Here is a 17,152-nt window from a genome sequence, read left to right as displayed (position 1 = left end):
GGGCTTGGGGTTGTCACAATACGCAAGCGGGCACCCAATGGGTGCCCGCTTGCGTATGTCGTACTTGTGAGTTGAGTGCTGGTGATGCCCGCTGGCCTTACAGGAAGGGAATCATCGGCAGCACCACGTCATCCAGCAGACCCGTCGGGTAGTGCAGATTCATCGCCGCCTGCATGCCGAGCAGGAAGACTGCAACGCCCAGCGCGAAGAGCCCTGCGAACAGCGGCGACTTGCGCGCGATGGTGAGCTGGAAGCCCAGGCAGAACAGCACGGCGGTGGAGACGAAGCCCAGCAGCGCACTGACGCCGATCAGCACGAAGAAGCCAAGTACCACACCCACTGCCTTGAAGGCCGGTTGCTGGACGCGAATCATGCCGCGACGCCAGCCGTTGAAGACCACGGCGATCACCGAGAGCAGCGTGATGAAGGCGGCCAGCGTCGGGAAGGCCTTGCCCAGCGGCATCAGGTCCCTGACGTCATAGAGCGCCCACAGGGCGGCTGCGCCCATCATCAACAGCAGCAGGAAGTCGACGCCACCGAAGCCACGCGATTCCAGGACATCCTCTTCCGGCGACGGCGCGGTCTCGACCACTTCATGGGTCTGGCGACGACGCATGATCGCCTTGCGGATCACCGGCAGGAAGAAGGCCAGCAGGATCAGGCCGAGGATGATCAGTACGCCCGGACGCAGGAAGGCTTCGGCGCCGTGGAACTGCATGCTCTGATAGAAGTAGTTCTCGGCGCCCGGGGCCAGCACGAAGCCGATCAGGAAGGCCGGACGCGACCAGCCAGCACTCTTGAACAGCACACCGATCATGCCGATCATGCCCAGCGCGGCCCAGTCACCCAGCGAGCGGCTGGCCTGATAGGCAGCGAACAGGATCAGCACGGTGATGGCAGGGGCCAGAATGGCGAAGGGTACACGCGTCAGCTGCGCGACCGGACGCGCCAGCATCAGACACAGGCCCGCGCCCAGGATATTGGCCAGCGCCAGTGACCAGATGATGGTGTAGGTCATGTCCAGATTGGTGGTGATCATCGACACGCCGGGTTCCAGGCCCAGCAGCAACAGCCCGCCCAGGAAGACCGCCGCCGTGCCGGAGCCTGGCACCCCGAACAGCAGTGTCGGCACCATGGCACCGCAGGCACAGGCATTGTTGGCGGATTCCGGCGCGATGACGCCGCGGATGTCGCCCTTGCCGAACTGGCTCGGGTCCTTGGCGGTCTTGACCGCGAAACCGTAGGTGATCCAGTCGACCACGGAACCCGCCAGACCCGGAATGGTCCCGATCAGGCTGCCGATACCGGCACAGCGCGCGACCAGCCACTTGTTCTTGACCACGTCCTTGATGCCGGCAGACCAGCCCTTGCCCAGGTCGGTGTTGCCGTTCTTGGCGATACTGCCACGTCCCAGCAGCAGCTCGACGATTTCCGGCAGGGCGAAGATGCCCAGACCCAGCACGATCAGCGGCACGCCGTCGTACAGGTAGTCGATGTCCAGGTTCATGCGGTACTCGCCGGTCGCCGGTGCGGCGCCGATGGCACCGACCAGCAGGCCGAGGCCGCAGGCAGCGGTGCCCTTGAACAGGTTCTTGCCGGACAACACCGCCACCATCGTCAGGCCCAGCAAGGTCAACACGAACAATTCGGCTGACGAGAAGGCCAGTACGAGGGGGCGTGCGACGAGGATGAAGCCGGTCAGGATGATGGCGCCGATCACGCCACCACACAGGGAAGACAGGAAGGCACTGGTCAGCGCGCGGGCTGCCTGGCCCTTCTTGGCCAGCGGGAAGCCGTCCAGCACCGTGGCTTGCGACGCGCTGGAACCGGGAATGCCCATCAGGACAGAGGCGAAGGTATCGCCGGTAGGAATGACCGCGACCATGCCCATCAGCATGCCCAGGGCGTAACCCGGGTCCAGTCCATAGAGGAAGGGCAGCAGCAGGGCCATGCCGGCGATGCCGCCCAGGCCGGGAATGATACCGACCAGCAGGCCGACGAAGATGCCGATCATCATGAACAGCAGATGCGTCAGCGTGAAGACGTGTCCAATGCTGGACAGGAGAGTGTCGATCATGGCGTTACTCAACCTCTTGTTCTTCTCTAGATGCTTCTCTAACACTCAGAGGCGGTGCCGGGGAGAGCATGGGGAGGCAGGGAGTGAAAGGCTCACGGGGCTGCTGGTCGGCAGCCCCGTGAGTGGGTCCCCATCACACCCGGGGGGTCAGACCGTTACGGGTGTGATTGCGCGCCTCAACGAGATTGCAGGCGGATATTGTGGCGTTCCATCAGCCAGTTCTTGACCCATTCGTGCTCGGCTTCGCTCAGCTGCATGGCTTCCTGAAGCTGGGTCGCGGCGGCCTTGCCGACCATCAGGCCATAGGGCCCGACCTTCTCGGCGGCCTCCTTGAGGAACTCGGGGTCCTTGGCCAGATCACGCGCGGCCTGGCGGTAAAGCTCCAGCAGTTCCGGGTCCACGTCCTTCGGCACCAGCAGCATCTTCTGCATGGCGTAACCGGAGGCGAAGAACTTGTGGAAGATCTGGTAGGCCTCGTCGTCACGTGAATGGCCTTCCTGGGCCAGATACAGTTCGGAGAAGGTCGGCAGGTCCGGGAAGGACGGATCGCGCTCGATATGGCCTTCGTCATCCATCACGCCAAGGCTGAACAGCGGTACGGCCTGGCCGGCGTCGACCAGCGGCGTGACGTTGCTCTTGTAGGCGGAGGTGGTCTGGAAGTCGAGGGCGACTTCGCCACGCTCGAAGGCCAGGCGGCCTTCACCACGGCTCTTCATGCCGAAGACCGGGTCGACCTGGAAGTCGAGCAGATCGAAGGCCATCAGTACCGGCATTTCGAGCCCGGTCGGGTTCTGGCCGGCGAACTTCACTTCCTGGGAGGCGAGGGCCTCGAGCGCACTGGCGCTGTCCTTGCCCAGCGAGCTTGAGGCGTAGACGACACCCCCTGTCGGTGCGGCGAAGATCGGCTCCCAGTCGGCATAGTCATAGCGCACGCGACGGTCGCGCAGCATGGCCGGATACTGGGTAGAGGCCGAGGTGACGACCATCTCGTCGCCGTCATCGCCGGCACGCTTGCTGAACAGGTTGACGCCGGTGATGGAACCACCGCCCGGGACGTTGTCGATGACGACAGCCGGGTTGCCCGGCAGGTCCTTGGTCACCCAGTTGGACATGAAGCGTGCCCAGACGTCCGTGCCGCCCCCGACACCGAACGGGACGGTCCAGGTCAGGGTATCGGGGACTTCCGCCGCGGCGTGAACGGCTGAGGACAGTGGCATCAGGCCCATGACGGGCAGCATGAAGGCCAATGCGGTGGTGCGGGCATGACGCTTGAGGGTCTGGCGCTTGGGGGTAGACACGATGATGGACATGGTCTGACTCCTGATTATTGTTGGAATGCGTTGTCGATCAGTGATGCGCTATCTGCATGGCGGCGCAGTCAGGCTATTTCGTTTAGCGAAAATTCATTGTAAATCAATATACTGCAGTACCTGCTCGTTGCCTGTCGACGAACTCTTCGCCTCTGGCGCTTGCCAGTGCGGTCGTCTGGCGTGTCATGCACGCCCAGGCATTTCCACCGAGTCGGGGAGGTTCAAGAACACCTCGCCACTCATGATCTTGCGTGCCGTGCGCAGCAGAGACACGCGGCTGGGGGTCATCGGGTCGGCATTGGCATGCTCGACCTCGACATCCAGAAATCCGGCGGGATGTTCCAGATGAACGTTTGCCGCCAGGCTATCCGGTGCCAGAGTGCCGGCCGCGAGTGCCACACGATTGGCCAGGGTGCCCGGGATGCTGGTCGCAACGGCCAGCGTGATGGCACCCGTGACGGCCAGGGCGCCATGGCAGCGATGCGGCACGAAGTAGCGGGCGCATAGAGTGCCGTCCTGGGTGCGCGGGGCGGAGAGGATCACCGGCTTGGGCAGCACCGAGCCGCTGACGTCGCCCATGCCCATCAATTCCCCCGCCTTGAGGCGAATCTGCTCGAGACGTGCCATCGCCTCGCGGTTGGCGTCCATCTCGGCCGGCGCTTCGTTGCCTGCCCAGCCCAGACTTGCCGCTTCGATCAGCACCACCGGCGTGGCGGAGTCGAGACAGGTCACCTCGACGCCATCAATCACGTCGATGACCTGGCCGCTGGGCAGCATCTTGCCGGTCTTGGCGCCCACCGCGCCGAGGAAGCCCAGCTTGATGGCGCTGCCGGCGCCGGGCACGCCACTGATGCGCGTGTCACCCTGGTAGGCCACCGCGCCACCGGGCGTCGGCACCTGGCTGTCGATCAGCGTGCGGGTATTGAGGTTGTGGATCCGCAGACGCGTCAGGTCACCCTGTGGCGCAATCATGCCGGTCTCGATGGCGTAGGGGCCGACGGCGGCCAGCATGTTGCCGCAGTTGGGTGAGAAGTCGACCTTGTCGCCTTCTACGTCGACCTGAGCGAACAGGTAATCGACATCAGCTTCAGGATGACTGGGCGGCCCGACGAGGGCGACCTTGCTGGTCAACGAATTGCCGCCGCCCAGGCCATCGATCTGCAGTACGTGGCCGGAGCCCATGACCTGACGCAGAACTTCGCGACGGCCTTCGTCATCGGCGGGGAGGTGATCCAGACGCAGGAAGGGACCCCGAGAGGTACCGCCACGTAGGATCATGCAAGGAAGTGAATGCATCATGTTGGAACGCGCTCCTGTCTGTTTGCGCCTTCATGAAGCATCACAGCCGATGATCTATGCATCAAATGCAAATAAAACCTATACTGTCATCATTGTGCGCATTAATCCGAAAACTGAAACAATAAGGTAGTTGCATGCATAGATTGGAGTTTCTGGATCTGTCGGCGTTCGTCGAGGTCGCCGAGAATCATTCCTTCAATGAGGCGGCAGAACGGCTGCATATTTCGCAGCCGGCGTTGTCGCGCCGCATCCAGAAACTGGAGGAAATTCTGGGCGCCAAGGTGCTCGAGCGTACCACGCGAAGAAGTCGTTTGACGCCCGTTGGGCGTGATTTCCTGCCCAAAGCCCGCAAGTTGCTCGAAGATTACGAGTCGTCTCTGGTCGGCGTCCGCGAGCTTGCCACCCACCGCAAGGGGGTGCTGACCATCGCCTGCCTGCCCACGGCAGCCTTCTACTTCCTGCCCAGCGTGGTGCGCGAATTCAATACCGCCTATCCCGGTATCCGGATTCGCATCCTGGATGTCAGTGCCAATGAAGGGGTCGAAAGGGTGGTTTCGGGGGAGGCAGACTTTGGTATCAATATGGTCAGTGCCCACCATCCGGCGGTGGATTTCACCTCCATCTATCGTGATCCCTTCGTGCTGGCCCTGCGTCAAGACCATCCTCTTGCACAGAAACAGCGCGTGGAATGGAGCGACCTGGACGATGTGCGCCTGATCACGGTCTCGCGTGACAGCGGCAACCGCATTCTGCTCGACAACACCCTGCTGTCCGCCGGCCTGCATCTGGATGGCTTCTACGAGGTACAGCACCTTTCGACGTCACTGGGTCTGGTCGAGAGCGGGCTGGGCGTCGCCATCCTGCCGTCGATGGCCATGCCGGGGCCAGAACACGAGGTGCTGTGTCAGCGTGAACTGCCCGAACCGCGCATTGACCGCACCATTGGCCTGCTGCGGCGGCGCGGTGAGTCCCTGTCGCCGATCGCGGAACTGTTCATCGAGATTCTGCTCAAGCGCTGGAACTGAGTCGCTCGTCTGGGGCGAAGAGGGGCAAGGCCACAATGGAGAGCAGAGTGGCAGGCACCTCTCGCCAGGGTTGGCGTGGCGTGGCCTAGTACATAAGATGGTTGTGTATAAGACATTCATATTTCACGGCAAGGCCGATGAAACCGTCTTGATGTCGCGTGGTCAGCTGCCGCCGGGTGGCGGTGAGGTGCTTCTCCTCATCGCTTGTCTCTGCGGCCATTGATGATGTGGCGTCTTGCCTAACACAAGGATGTACATGCCCATGAGTACCCGCACAGCCACTCACGCCACCTCTCGTCAGACGGCCCTCGCGCTGGGTCTGGCACTCGGGCTCGGCAGCGCACTGCCTGTCAGTGCAGACGAGCCGATGGCGGCCGATGACACGGGCAAGCGCGCACCGCAGGGCGAACATACCCTCAAGCGTGCCCAGCTGGTCAGCTTGATCGAACAGGGCCGGCAGGAGCTGGCGCCGGACTTCAATGGCTTTCTGACCCAGGTGGCCGAACGCAATTCACAGGACACGGCCGTCAGGGCCGCCATCGAGCAGTATCAGGCCGGTGAGACGCTTGAGGGCGATGCCTTCGTCAACATCTATCGTCTGCTGGGGGTATACAACCGTCTGCAGTACGGCGATGACGTCCAGGCGCTGCTCAAGGAAATGGTCGCGATCCCGACCGCCAAGGTGGGGGAGAAGCCGCAATTCGAAAACCCGGAAATCGCGCGTTTCGGTGAGTTGATCAAGGCGCGCGCCGAGGCGTTCGGCCTGACGTTCCGTAACGTCGACAACCGCGTCTTCGAGGTTGAGCTTGAGGGAACTGGCGATGACGTGTTCGGCATTCTGACCCACGGCGATGTGGTGCCGGCAGGCGAGGAGGGCTGGACACTCGACGACGGTACCCATCTCGACCCGTTCGCGATGACCGAGATCGACGGCAAGCTCTACGGGCGCGGCACCGAAGATGACAAGGCCTCGATCGCCGCGGCGCTGTATGCCATGAAGTCGCTCAAGGAGAATGAGGTGCCGCTCAAGCGCACCATTCGCCTGATGATCGAGACCACGGAAGAGACCGGCGGTGATGGCTTCGAGTACTACAAGGCCAGAAATGACCTGCCGGAATACAACATCGTACTCGATAGCGGTTATCCGGCGATCACGGCCGAGAATGGTTTCGGCACCATCGATGCGCGCTTCCCCTTGACGCCCAAGGCGGGCGAGGCGTCATCTGGTCAGGCAGTCGACGCTCTGCCGACGATCACCGACTTCCAGGGCGGCTTGGCGACCAACCAGATTCCGGAGCGCTCCACTGCCACGCTGCACGCGGCTGACGCAGCGGGCGCCAAGGCGCTCAGCCACAAGCTTGAGACGCTCGGCAGCCGCTACGTCAAGGAGCATGGCCAGGACTTCAGCGTCGCCAGTGAGGTGGAAGGCGAAGAGGTCAGCGTGACGGTGACCGGCAAGTCGGCCCACTCCTCGGCGCCGGCCAACGGCGTCAATCCTGTCACGCGGCTGGCGGGCCTGCTCGCCACCTCCGGCATCGATTTCCATGACAATGCCTATGAAGATGCCATCCATTACCTGAACGACAACTACGGGCTGGACTATCACGGCAAGCAGCTGGGCATCGCGTATTCCCATGATTTCATGGGGCCGCTCAAGGTGACGCCGACCTTCTTCGCCAAGGAGGACGATGCGCTGCGGGTCGCGGTCAATGTGCGTGCACCCGCCGGCGAGAAATCACCTGAGGAATTGAGCCAGACGATTCAGGACAAGCTGAACGCCTATGCCAGCGAGCAGGGCATGGACATGACGCTGAACGTCGAGATTCGCGACTGGATGCTGCGTGATCCCAGCGGTGCCTGGCTGCAGACGCTGCTCAATATCTTCGGGGATACCACCGGCATGAAGGCCGAGCCGCGCTCCTCCGCGGGCAGCACGACCGCCAAGCTGTTGCCCAATGCGATCAACTTCGGCCCGTCCATGCCGGGCGAGACCTATACCGGGCATACCTCCGAGGAGTTCAAGCGGGTCGATAACCTGATGCTCGACATCCAGATGTTCACCGAGATGATGGCGCGCATCGGCAATCAGGATTCGCTCAAGTAACCGGGGCGGCTCACGGGGCCGCGTTAATGTGAATCGCCTTTTGCAGGGCGTATTGAAATAGCCCTGTGAAATAGCCTCTTGCCTGGACGACAGGCATCACGGCCAACGCCCGCCACCGCCCTGATGAAGGGGCAGTGGCGGGCGTTGTCGTATGTGCAGGCCGCCGGTCAGACAGTGCGGCCGCGATTTCACCTCGGGCGGTAGGGCTCGGCGGGATGCGCGGTAGGGTAGGCATCCATATAGGCAGCGGCGGCCCGCAGCAGTCGCACATCATCGTGCTTGCCGCCTGCCAGCTGAAAGCCGACGGGCAGCCCCTGAGACGTGAAGCCACAGGGCACTGATGCCGCAGGTTGGCCGCTCAGATTGAAGGGATAGGAGAACGGTGCCCATTCCTCCCAGTCATGCATCTGGCTATCCGGGGGTACCTGGTGATTCAGGGCGAAGGGGGTGACGGCGACGCTGGGTGTCAGCAACAGGTGGTAATCCTGATTGAATTTCTCCAGCGCCTGGGTGATCCGGTAGCGCTCCTCGAGTGCCTTGAACAGATCCAGCGACGACCATTCGCGTGCACACATGGCATTCTCGACCAGCCCGGGGTCGAGCTGTTCACGCTGCTCGGCATCGCAGTCATCCCAGAGCCCCAGCGAGGCGGTGAACCAGATCTTGCGAAACGTCTCGAGGCTTGTCTCGACCGGGGGATCGACCGCCACGATGTCCGCGCCAAGGTTCGCCAGACGCTGTGCGGCGCGCTCCACCAGGCTTGTGATCTCGGGGTCGACCTCGACAGACCCGAAACATGGCGAGTAGGCGATGCGCAGTCCTGCCAGCGACTTGCCGATATCCGCGCCCCAATCCTCGGGTTGGCCGCGATTGGCGTAAGGGTCCTGGGCATCGTGACGGCCGATGACATTGAGCATGGCGGCGGCGTCACGGGGGCTGCGGGTCATGGGCCCGATACTGGACAGGAAGGCAGCCTTGGAGGGTGGCCACTGCGGTGTCCAGCCGAAGGTGGGCTTGAAGCCGAAGATGCCACTGAAGGCGGCAGGGATACGGATCGACCCACCGGAATCACCGCCCTGATGCAGCACGCCCAGATTGAGGGCGGCGGCGGTAGCCGCGCCACCGGAAGAGCCACCGGGTGTCAGTTCGGTATTCCAGGCATTGCTGGTGGTGCCATGCACGAGGTTGTCGGTGACGGCCTTCCAGCCGAACTCGGGGGTGTTGGTCTTGCCCAGTAGAATCGCGCCTGCCTCACGCAAGAGCCTGACCGGAGGCGCATCCTGCTGGCATGGCGTAGCCGGTGTGATCAGGGAGCCTGCTCTCGCCGGCATGCCGGCAACATCGGTCAGGCCTTTCAGGGAGGTCGGAATGCCATCGAGCGGACTCAATGGCTTGCCGGCCTGCCAGCGCTGCGTGGATTCACGCGCCTCCTCCAGCGCCGTGTCATGCGCGACATGCACATAGGCATTGACGAGCGGGTTGAGCCGCTCGATACGATCGAGCACCGCTCGGGTCACCTGTAGCGGGTCGAACTCACCGCGTTGATACCCGCGTGCCAGTTGCTCGGCGTCCAGCGCCGTCAGGTCATCCTTGGCAGTATGGGGCGAAAGATGTTGAGGAAATTCGACGTCACGCATGGCGGCTCTCCTGCTGCTGGATGGCGATATTATTGTTGAGGACAGTCATCTGTCTCTCCTGCATGGCCTTGGGTCAGAGAGGGGAAACTCAAGGCATCGCGAGGCTTGAAAAGGGCGAAGGAGGGCCGCATGGCCTATGGAGAGAGACAGCAAGCGGCATGGTCGAGCTCATGGCGGCCGACCATGGTTCACGATATTCGCCCAGAGGGAGGACAATCATGCCAGCCAAGTCCAAGGCACAGCAGATGGCAGCCGGGGCAGCACTGTCAGCACGTCGTGGCGAGCAGAAGGTCAGCGAACTGGATGGGGCCGCCCGCTCGATGTATGACTCCATGAGTGAGGAGGAGCTCGAGAAGATGGCCTCGACATCACGTGAAGACAAGCCGCGACACGACAATCAGAGCTGAGCCCTGCGGGATGCCCATTGCGGCTTCCTGACGCGATAGCTGAAACGACAAGGCGCCTGGCAATTGATTGCCAGGCGCCTTGTCGTGGATGCATGTCGTGGGTGCGTGTCGTGGCTTGTGTCGCTGATGCGCCGCTGGCCTCAGCGGCTGTCGTTCAGGCTCTCATGCGGCGGCTGGTGGGACTCGCTGTCGGGCGGGGTCGGGCCACCGTTGGCCTTGGGGCTGACATCGGGCAGTGGAATCTCGGCGCGCTTCCGGCGGCGCTCCTCGGTACTGATGCCCAGGCGCTCATCACGGCGCTTCATCAGCTCCTCATCGATCTGACCGTCACGGGTGAAGGCCATCATCAGCTGCGGGATACCGTAGGGGAAGTCGTCGCGGTCGATCTGCCAGGTGTGGAAGGTCTTGCCGTAGGTGGTGACGAGGTCCTCGAAGTAGCTGCGCTCCGCCAGTTCCGGAATCCCCGGGGCCACCAGGATGCCGGACTTCACTTCATAGTGATGACTGTGCCAGAGCGGCTTCTCTTCCTCGGGCAGTTGCTCGTAGCGCTCGGCGCTGATGATGTATTCGATCCCGATCAAGCGGGCATCACTGCGATTGGAATCGAAGATCACGCATTGGTGCAGATCATGTTCCAGGTGGATGCAGAAGTGGCTGGCCTCCACCTGACGCCCCATGTCATCGGCGTAATGGTGGAAGCCGTTGAGGTAGGTGCTCATCGCCTCCATCGGATACTTGCGCTGCATGACCTGCGAGGCCGCATCGAGCACCTGATGCTTCAGCGGATGGCCGCTACTGACCTTGCGAGCACTGTTGAGGCGTCGGCCCAGAAAGAAGGCGGTCGCCGCGGCGGCGCCGGCCAGAAGGCCTGTGCCGAAGCCGGACGAGTGTGAGGGATGTGAACATGTGCGGGAATGGCGATGACGCATACTTCCTCCTGCATGGGTGTCTTGATAAGGCAAGAATTCCTGTCATGACGTTGCCATTGCAGTGCATTACCCTTGAGCGCGTCAAGTCACCTACCGGCAGACTTGCCTCGGAAAATCCTCGCCCAGGTCTGCTGCAGAGTGTCGGGATTGCTTTTCAGTTTTCTGCCCTCATCAATGAGGGATATCACTTCTTGTGGCCGCTTAATGCCTTGCGCGACAAGGTGTCTTGTTCATCACGTGTTTCGGCCATCTTTTCTCGAATTGGAGCTCGCATGAAGCAACTTATCTTTGATTGTGACGGTGTATTGGTGGATAGCGAGATCATCGCTGATGGCGTGCTCAAGGAAAAACTTCCCGTCTGGCTGCCAGACCTGGGGAGTGCAGAGCAGATCGAGCATGAGCTGGACCGCTGTCTGGGCATGATGACGCGCGATATCCTGCTGGACCTGGAAGCCCGCAGCCAGCACACGCTGCCCGTGGATGCGCTCGACCAGGTACGTCATCTCGTCGATGCCCGCCTGGCCGACTCGCTCAAGGCCATGCCCGGGGTGCGTGAGACGCTGGAGTGGATTCGCGATCAGCGTCTACCGTTGGCGATCGTGTCCAACAGCTCTGAGCAGCGCATGAAGATCAATCTCGAGAGCTCGGGGCTGCGTGGCATTCTCGATGAGATTGCCGTGGCCAATGGCGACGAGCAGCTGCCGATCTTCACCTCCGATGAGGTCATGAACCCCAAGCCGGCGCCGGACCTATATCTGCTCGCCCTCAAGACGCTGGGACGCTCCGCCGAGGAATGTCTGGTAGTGGAAGACAGCCGCACGGGAATGCAGGCAGCCGTGGCCGCGGGCCTCAAGGTCGTCGGCCATCTGGGCGCCAGCCACATCCCGCCGGGTCACGCCGAGGTGCTGCGGACCACAGGCGCCTGGCAGGTCATGAAGCACTGGGATGAATTCAGCCGCCTGTGCGCTGATGCCGGTTTCGTGGCCAATGAAGAAGCCATCAGCCAGTGAGGTGTTGCACTGATATGTGCGCTGACCGCTCAGCTGGCATGTCTTGAAAGACGAATGCTGCTTACGTGGTTTCCTGATTCTTGTCATCGGTGAACAGCTTCATCGATGACAAGTCTTCATTCTCTGTTGCAAGCCCTGTCACAAGCCATGTCACAAGGCCAAGACTTGTCCTCGACTCATCCGGCCTTGCACATTTCCTCGAGTTTTCCCTTCTGTTAGACAATTCTGCAAACTATCGGTATTTTTACGCGATTCGCGTTATTTATCGTTACCTATGCGCTGTCATGGGTAACTAATACCTGGGTTGCCTGATGATCAATGCATTCATTCGAAGCGATACTTTCGAGAACAAGGGCTATTGGCTGCGCAAGCATGTTGCGTGGTTCAGCCATCGCTACAATGCGCATTATGGAATCGCGCAGCTGTCGCCACAGAGTCCACGTTACCAGGTAGCACGGGATTCACTCGCAGAATTGCAGCGTGCGGCGTCATTGGGGCCCAATCCGGGGGCGGCGACTCAGTCACAAGCCCAGCCCAAGATAATCTGGATGTACTGGGATGCTCCGCTGGAATCAGCACCGGAAGTCGTACGTCTGAGCGTTAGGTCTTGGCAGGCGCTGAATCCAGACTACGAAGTACGACTGCTCAGTGATGACAATATCCAGCAAGTACTTGGCTTTGATTTCCTTGCTGCCTTCGAGCTGTCGACGGTCAGGTTGAACCCTGCCATCAAGGCGGACGTATTGCGGCTGTATCTATTGAGTCGTTATGGAGGAGTCTGGGCTGACAGCACGACGTTCTGCCTGACGCCATTGTCGGAGTGGTTGCCTGTGGCAATGAGTGAACTGGGCTTTTTCACCTTTCGTCAAAGCAAGGCGCCCGCCAGGCCGATGGAGGTCTGGTTCATTGCGGCGGTGCAAGGGCGGGAAATCGTGACCCATACATTGGGTCTGTTTCTGGAACATCTTTTCTTGCCCCGGCGCAGTGCGATCTTCATTTCCAATCGTGCCAAGAATCACGCGAAGCTGGGGGTCGGGCGTCAGCATCCTGAGTTGCTCTATGCGGATTTTGTCCGCCGTGCCGAGCGCTTTGGCTTCATGCCGTATTTTTCGTTCAGCTATTATCTCAATGACAGCTTGCGGGAATACCTGTCCTCGGCGGATATAGAGCGCTTCATGGCGCTCGAGAATCGCTACGTAGGGAATGGAGAGGAGTTTGAAGCATTCCAGGAGGCGCTGGTCTCCAAGCAGACCTATAAAAGAGATTACCAACAGCGTCCCGTATTTCTGAAACGCAAGGACTACCTTCTGTCCCTGTTGGCTGACACCAAAGAGGCTGAGGCTCGTGTCAGCGTGAGCTCTGCTTCAGCGTGAAACTTGGCTGGTTAAAATTCTGGCTAGAGGGAATTCTGGATAGAGTGAGTACCGAATAGGGTAAAAGGACAAGAGCCTGTGGCCATTGGCTGCAGGCTCTTTTGGCTTGTCATCCGCCTCCCCATCATTTGAAGGCCTTCAGCCTGATGGTCTCTCGCCAAGGTGCCTGTGTCCGTGAAGTCGCAGGCTCTGGTATCTTCCCTGGCATCGTGAGGCTATTCCTCACTTGAAACAGATACGCGTGCCCCAAGCGAGCAGTTCTTCCTGATTGAGGCTGCGCGATTCGACCCCGATCATTTCATCTCCCCATTGATCCGCCCAGGTCAGCACGCCGTGGCTGATGCCGCGTGCGCCCATCAAGTCGCGTATCTCACCGGTACCCTTGAACCAGAGTGCGCTGTGATCATTGCGCGTCAGGTCCGAGATGCCGTGGCAATGATGGATTCTCACCTTGTAGATGCCATCCAGTGACATGACCTCGACCACCGGCACCATGCCGTGCTGCAGTGCGCGTGCCAGCGACTCGAGTGTCATGCTGGTCTCGTCCTGGTGGGCGAGCGGTTGATCGGCGAGCTGGCTTGGGGGTAGTGGGGTAGCAGGCGACGCGTGGGTGGGGGGCACAGCGGTGCGTGGCGGATGTGTTGCAGTGGTATGTGCAGGCATCGGGAATACTCTCAGTGGGATGTCATGTCGGTGGTGAATCGCGTTTTATAACTATCGTACAAGTAATGTAGAGGTTATCTGGCGATCTCGCCATCGTGACTGGCCAGCTTGCCCGGGACTTCCCGTCTCCCTGCTCCTTCGTCACTGTCCTTCCAGGGCCTGCGCTGTCCCTCCAAGGTCTGCACTGTCCTTTCAAAGCCAGCACTGACCTTTCAAAAGCGGCTTTCTCCTCCCACGCGGAGGCTATGGCCCGGTTGGGGCAAACGCCTACCTGTACAGACGGTGACAAATTTTCCTGTGCTGCTGACGTCGTCTGCCCTTGAAGTTCTGGGGAATCAGGTTCATGTCTAGAAGGCACTGCGAATATTCGTTGGCGATACGCTACTCGTTTCTCGCTGGTGCGCGATCCACCTCACCGCTGTCACAGCTCACAGGGAGTAGCGATTTATGACATCTGGAGGAAAGCGCGTATTCAGCGCGTCGGTCATCATCATTCTGGGGCTGGTCGCATTGGGGGCAGGATTCCCCACCCGTTTCGGTGAATTGGCAGATCAGGCGCTCGGCGCCGTGACCAGCATGTTCGGCTGGTTCTATCTGATATCCGTGTTTGGTTTCGTGATCTTTCTCATCAGTCTCGCGTTGAGCAAGTACGGCAAGATCCGGCTCGGCCCGCAGGATAGCCGGCCTTCCTATACCTTCTTTTCCTGGGTCAGCATGCTGTTGGCAGCAGGGTTTGGCGTCGGGCTGGTGTTCTATGGCATGGCGGAACCCATGCAGCACTATCTGAAGCCGCCGTTCGCCGATATGCCGGGCGAAACGCCCGAGTCTGCGCGCTATGCCATTCAATATGCCTTCTTCAACTGGGGCGTCCATCAGTGGGCTGCCTTCTCGGTGGTCGGCCTGATCATTGCCTATTTCCAGTTCCGCAAGGGACAGGCGGGGCTGGTGTCCTCGGTGCTGTCTTCCGTGACGGCCAAGCATCCCAAGGTACGCCGCTACGGCCCGGTGCTGGATGTCTTTGCGGTGGTGGCGACCGTGATGGGGGTCGCGACATCGCTGGGCCTGGGCGTGTTGCAGATGAATGGGGGGCTGCACTTCGTCTTCGGTGTGGAAGAAGGCTGGCAATGGCAGTTCATCATCATGGGCGTGATGTTCTGTGCCTACATGGCCTCGACCTGGTCCGGGCTCGACAAGGGCATCAAGCGCCTGTCCAACCTCAACATGAGCATCTGCATCGCGCTGATGCTGTATGTGCTGTTCACCGGCCCGACGCTGGACATCCTCAAGACGATCACCCTGGGCATCGGCGATTATCTGCAGAACTTCATCGGCATGAGCCTGCGCATGTCGCCCTATGACGGCAATGACTGGAACAGCTCCTGGACCGTCTTCTACTGGGCTTGGGTCATCGCCTGGTCGCCGTTCGTCGGCACCTTCGTCGCGCGTGTCTCGCGTGGCCGCACCATCAAGGAGTATGTGGTGGGCGTGCTGATCGTGCCGCCGCTGCTGGCGTGCCTGTGGATCGGTGTCTTCGGTGGCGCGGCGATCAACATGGAGCTGGCCAGTGATGTCGGTCTGGCGGCCGCGACGGATGCCAACATCACGTCTGCCTTGTTCGAGATGTTCGATCTGATGCCCTTCAGCAGCGTGCTGTCGGTGGTCGCGATCATGCTGATCTTCATCTTCCTGGTGACCTCTGCCGATTCGGCGTCCTACATCGTGGCGCAGATGACCGACGGTGGCTCGATCAATCCGCCGCTCTACAAGCGTATCGCCTGGGGCGTGCTGATCGCGGCCATCTGCCTGACGCTGATCTCGACGGGCGGTCTCAAGGGCTTGCAGTCAGCCTCGGTACTCTCGGCCTTGCCCTTCACTTTCATCATCTACGGCATGATCGTGGTACTGGTGAAGGAGCTGCGGGCTGATCGTCGCCAGATGCTCAGTCAGCTGTATCGCCGTCATGGTGAGACACCGGTCGGTGCGGATATCTTCGAGGCTGACAGCCTGGCGGAGGAAGATCGTATCCGCCGTGCGCCGGACGTCAAGAATCGTCGCGTGAACCCGCGCGACCATCATTGAGCCGAGTCGTGGCATGAACTTATCGTCATGAACTCATCGCCTTGAGTTCATCGTTTTAAGTTCATCGCCTTCAACTCATGACGTCAATGCGTGTCTTCACGGCAGGCTCAGAACGACAGACGCCGCTCACAGGAGATGTGAGCGGCGTCTTGTCTTGGTAAGCCAGTCAGCGTGAAGGGGCCCACGTCATTGACTGGCGTCTGGCGTCCGGCGGCCGGCGACCTCGGCGAGTATCTCGTAGCTCTTCAGGCGGTCGGCATGCTCATAGAAATCCGAGTTGAACATCAATTCGTCGGCCTGCGTCACCTCCAGCAGATGCTCGAGTTCGCTGCGAATGCGCTCTGGCCCGCCGATGATGGCAGCAGCCAGATTCTGGCCGACCATGGCTTCCTCGCGTGCTGACCAGTCCAGTGTCTCGCGTGGGGGCAGGGCGCGTGTGCTCTTGCCGCGGATCAGATTGAGGAATTTCTGTTGCTGGGTGCTGGCCAGGAAGTGGGCACGTTCATCGCTGTCGGCGGCGATCAGCGGCAGGCCGAGCATCACATAGGGCGCATCCAGCACCTCGGAGGGCGTGAAGTTCTCGCGATAGAGCTTGATGGCCTCCAGCATGTAGCCGGGGGCGAACTGGCCGGCGAAGGCGAAGGGCAGACCTTTTTTCGCTGCCAGGCGTGCGCTGTAGTCACTGGAACCCAATAGCCACAGGGGGACATGAGTGCCTTGCCCCGGCATGGCCTTGACGCGCTGACCGGGTGAGGCCTCGCCCAGATACTGCTCGAGTTCGGCCAGCCGCTGGGGGAAGTCATTCACGCCGGCGGAAGGGTCGCGGCGCATCGCCTGCATGGTGATGCCATCGGAGCCCGGCGCGCGGCCAAGCCCGAGATCGATCCTGTCCGGGTAGAGCGTGGCCAGGGTGCCGAACTGTTCCGCCACCACCAGCGGGGGATGATTGGGCAGCATGATGCCGCCCGAGCCGACCCGCAAGCGGGAGGTCTTGCCCGCCACATGGCCGATCAGCACCGAGGTGGCGGCACTGGCGATGCCATCGATGTTGTGATGCTCGGCCAGCCACAGGCGATGAAAGCCCAGCGCTTCGACATGCTGGGCGAGACTGACGCTATTGTGGAAGGTTTCAGCAACACTGCCGGTATCGCGGATGGGGGCAAGGTCCAGCACCGAGAGCGGGATCGTGCCCAGGCGTGAGGTAGGGGCTGTCGTCATGTGCGCTCCTGATAGCGGATT

The 17,152-nt window shown here is 61.1% G+C and carries 13 protein-coding genes; 6 read left to right on the top strand and 7 right to left on the bottom strand.

Going from position 1 to position 17,152, the window contains the following annotated elements; all coding sequences use genetic code 11:
* Nucleotides 1-97: 97 nt before the first annotated feature.
* The 3 genes from ACJJV2_RS09855 to ACJJV2_RS09845 all read right to left on the bottom strand — a co-directional run bounded on the left by ACJJV2_RS09855 (nucleotide 98) and on the right by ACJJV2_RS09845 (nucleotide 4,686).
* Nucleotides 98-2,077: a tripartite tricarboxylate transporter permease gene (locus ACJJV2_RS09855; protein ID WP_153635565.1), complete on the bottom strand. Its 1,980-nt coding sequence runs from the start codon at nucleotides 2,075-2,077 to the stop codon at nucleotides 98-100.
* 176 nt (nucleotides 2,078-2,253) lie between these two features.
* A complete protein-coding gene (locus ACJJV2_RS09850) occupies nucleotides 2,254-3,387 on the bottom strand; it encodes a tricarboxylate transporter (RefSeq protein WP_225347941.1) in 1,134 nt (377 codons plus the stop codon).
* 183 nt (nucleotides 3,388-3,570) lie between these two features.
* The gene (locus ACJJV2_RS09845; protein WP_153635566.1) at nucleotides 3,571-4,686 is read right to left on the bottom strand and encodes a 4-oxalomesaconate tautomerase; all 1,116 of its coding nucleotides are present in this window, start codon (nucleotides 4,684-4,686) and stop codon (nucleotides 3,571-3,573) included.
* A gap of 134 nt (nucleotides 4,687-4,820) precedes the next feature.
* Between ACJJV2_RS09845 and ACJJV2_RS09840 the strand changes: the two genes are divergently transcribed.
* Nucleotides 4,821-5,711, top strand: coding sequence for a LysR family transcriptional regulator (locus ACJJV2_RS09840; protein WP_405280421.1), 891 nt, complete (start codon nucleotides 4,821-4,823; stop codon nucleotides 5,709-5,711).
* Between the two features lie 262 nt (nucleotides 5,712-5,973).
* Nucleotides 5,974-7,815: a dipeptidase gene (locus ACJJV2_RS09835; protein ID WP_405280418.1), complete on the top strand. Its 1,842-nt coding sequence runs from the start codon at nucleotides 5,974-5,976 to the stop codon at nucleotides 7,813-7,815.
* A gap of 188 nt (nucleotides 7,816-8,003) precedes the next feature.
* Here the strand turns inward: ACJJV2_RS09835 and ACJJV2_RS09830 are convergent, their stop codons facing one another.
* A complete protein-coding gene (locus tag ACJJV2_RS09830; protein ID WP_405280415.1) occupies nucleotides 8,004-9,452 on the bottom strand; it encodes an amidase in 1,449 nt (482 codons plus the stop codon).
* A 218-nt stretch (nucleotides 9,453-9,670) separates the two neighbouring features.
* On the opposite strand from ACJJV2_RS09830, the gene ACJJV2_RS09825 reads away from it, so the two are divergent.
* Nucleotides 9,671-9,859, top strand: a complete 189-nt coding sequence (locus ACJJV2_RS09825; RefSeq protein ID WP_043332182.1) for a DUF3008 family protein — start codon at nucleotides 9,671-9,673, stop codon at nucleotides 9,857-9,859.
* A gap of 140 nt (nucleotides 9,860-9,999) precedes the next feature.
* On the opposite strand, the gene ACJJV2_RS09820 is transcribed toward ACJJV2_RS09825, so the two are convergent.
* On the bottom strand, nucleotides 10,000-10,788 hold the full coding sequence (locus ACJJV2_RS09820) for an OBAP family protein (RefSeq protein ID WP_054555938.1): 789 nt from the start codon (nucleotides 10,786-10,788) through the stop codon (nucleotides 10,000-10,002).
* Between the two features lie 272 nt (nucleotides 10,789-11,060).
* Here ACJJV2_RS09820 and ACJJV2_RS09815 point away from each other — a divergent pair, with 272 nt between their 5' ends.
* Together ACJJV2_RS09815 and ACJJV2_RS09810 are read left to right on the top strand one after the other, a co-directional pair.
* Entirely contained in the window at nucleotides 11,061-11,798 is a 738-nt protein-coding gene (locus tag ACJJV2_RS09815; protein ID WP_405280410.1) for an HAD family hydrolase, read from the top strand.
* Nucleotides 11,799-12,109: 311 nt separating this feature from the next.
* Nucleotides 12,110-13,171, top strand: a complete 1,062-nt coding sequence (locus ACJJV2_RS09810) for a capsular polysaccharide synthesis protein (RefSeq protein ID WP_405280407.1) — start codon at nucleotides 12,110-12,112, stop codon at nucleotides 13,169-13,171.
* Between the two features lie 222 nt (nucleotides 13,172-13,393).
* Here ACJJV2_RS09810 and ACJJV2_RS09805 read toward each other — a convergent pair whose 3' ends face one another.
* Nucleotides 13,394-13,705 carry a hypothetical protein gene (locus ACJJV2_RS09805; protein ID WP_043332181.1) on the bottom strand — a complete coding sequence of 104 codons (312 nt, stop codon included), beginning with the start codon at nucleotides 13,703-13,705 and terminating at the stop codon, nucleotides 13,394-13,396.
* Nucleotides 13,706-14,281: 576 nt separating this feature from the next.
* Here ACJJV2_RS09805 and ACJJV2_RS09800 point away from each other — a divergent pair.
* Complete coding sequence (locus tag ACJJV2_RS09800) at nucleotides 14,282-15,913, top strand: BCCT family transporter (RefSeq protein ID WP_054555939.1); 1,632 nt, start codon at nucleotides 14,282-14,284, stop codon at nucleotides 15,911-15,913.
* Nucleotides 15,914-16,099: 186 nt separating this feature from the next.
* On the opposite strand, the gene ACJJV2_RS09795 is transcribed toward ACJJV2_RS09800, so the two are convergent.
* Nucleotides 16,100-17,131, bottom strand: coding sequence for an LLM class flavin-dependent oxidoreductase (locus ACJJV2_RS09795; protein WP_405280403.1), 1,032 nt, complete (start codon nucleotides 17,129-17,131; stop codon nucleotides 16,100-16,102).
* Between the last annotated feature and the right edge of the window lie 21 nt (nucleotides 17,132-17,152).

Origin of the sequence: Cobetia sp. Ld8, from assembly GCF_045066615.1 — a bacterium.
GTDB classification, from domain to species: domain Bacteria; phylum Pseudomonadota; class Gammaproteobacteria; order Pseudomonadales; family Halomonadaceae; genus Cobetia; species Cobetia amphilecti.
The sequence above is the reverse complement of the archived record's forward strand: the minus strand, read 5'-3'. Positions and strand labels throughout refer to the sequence as shown.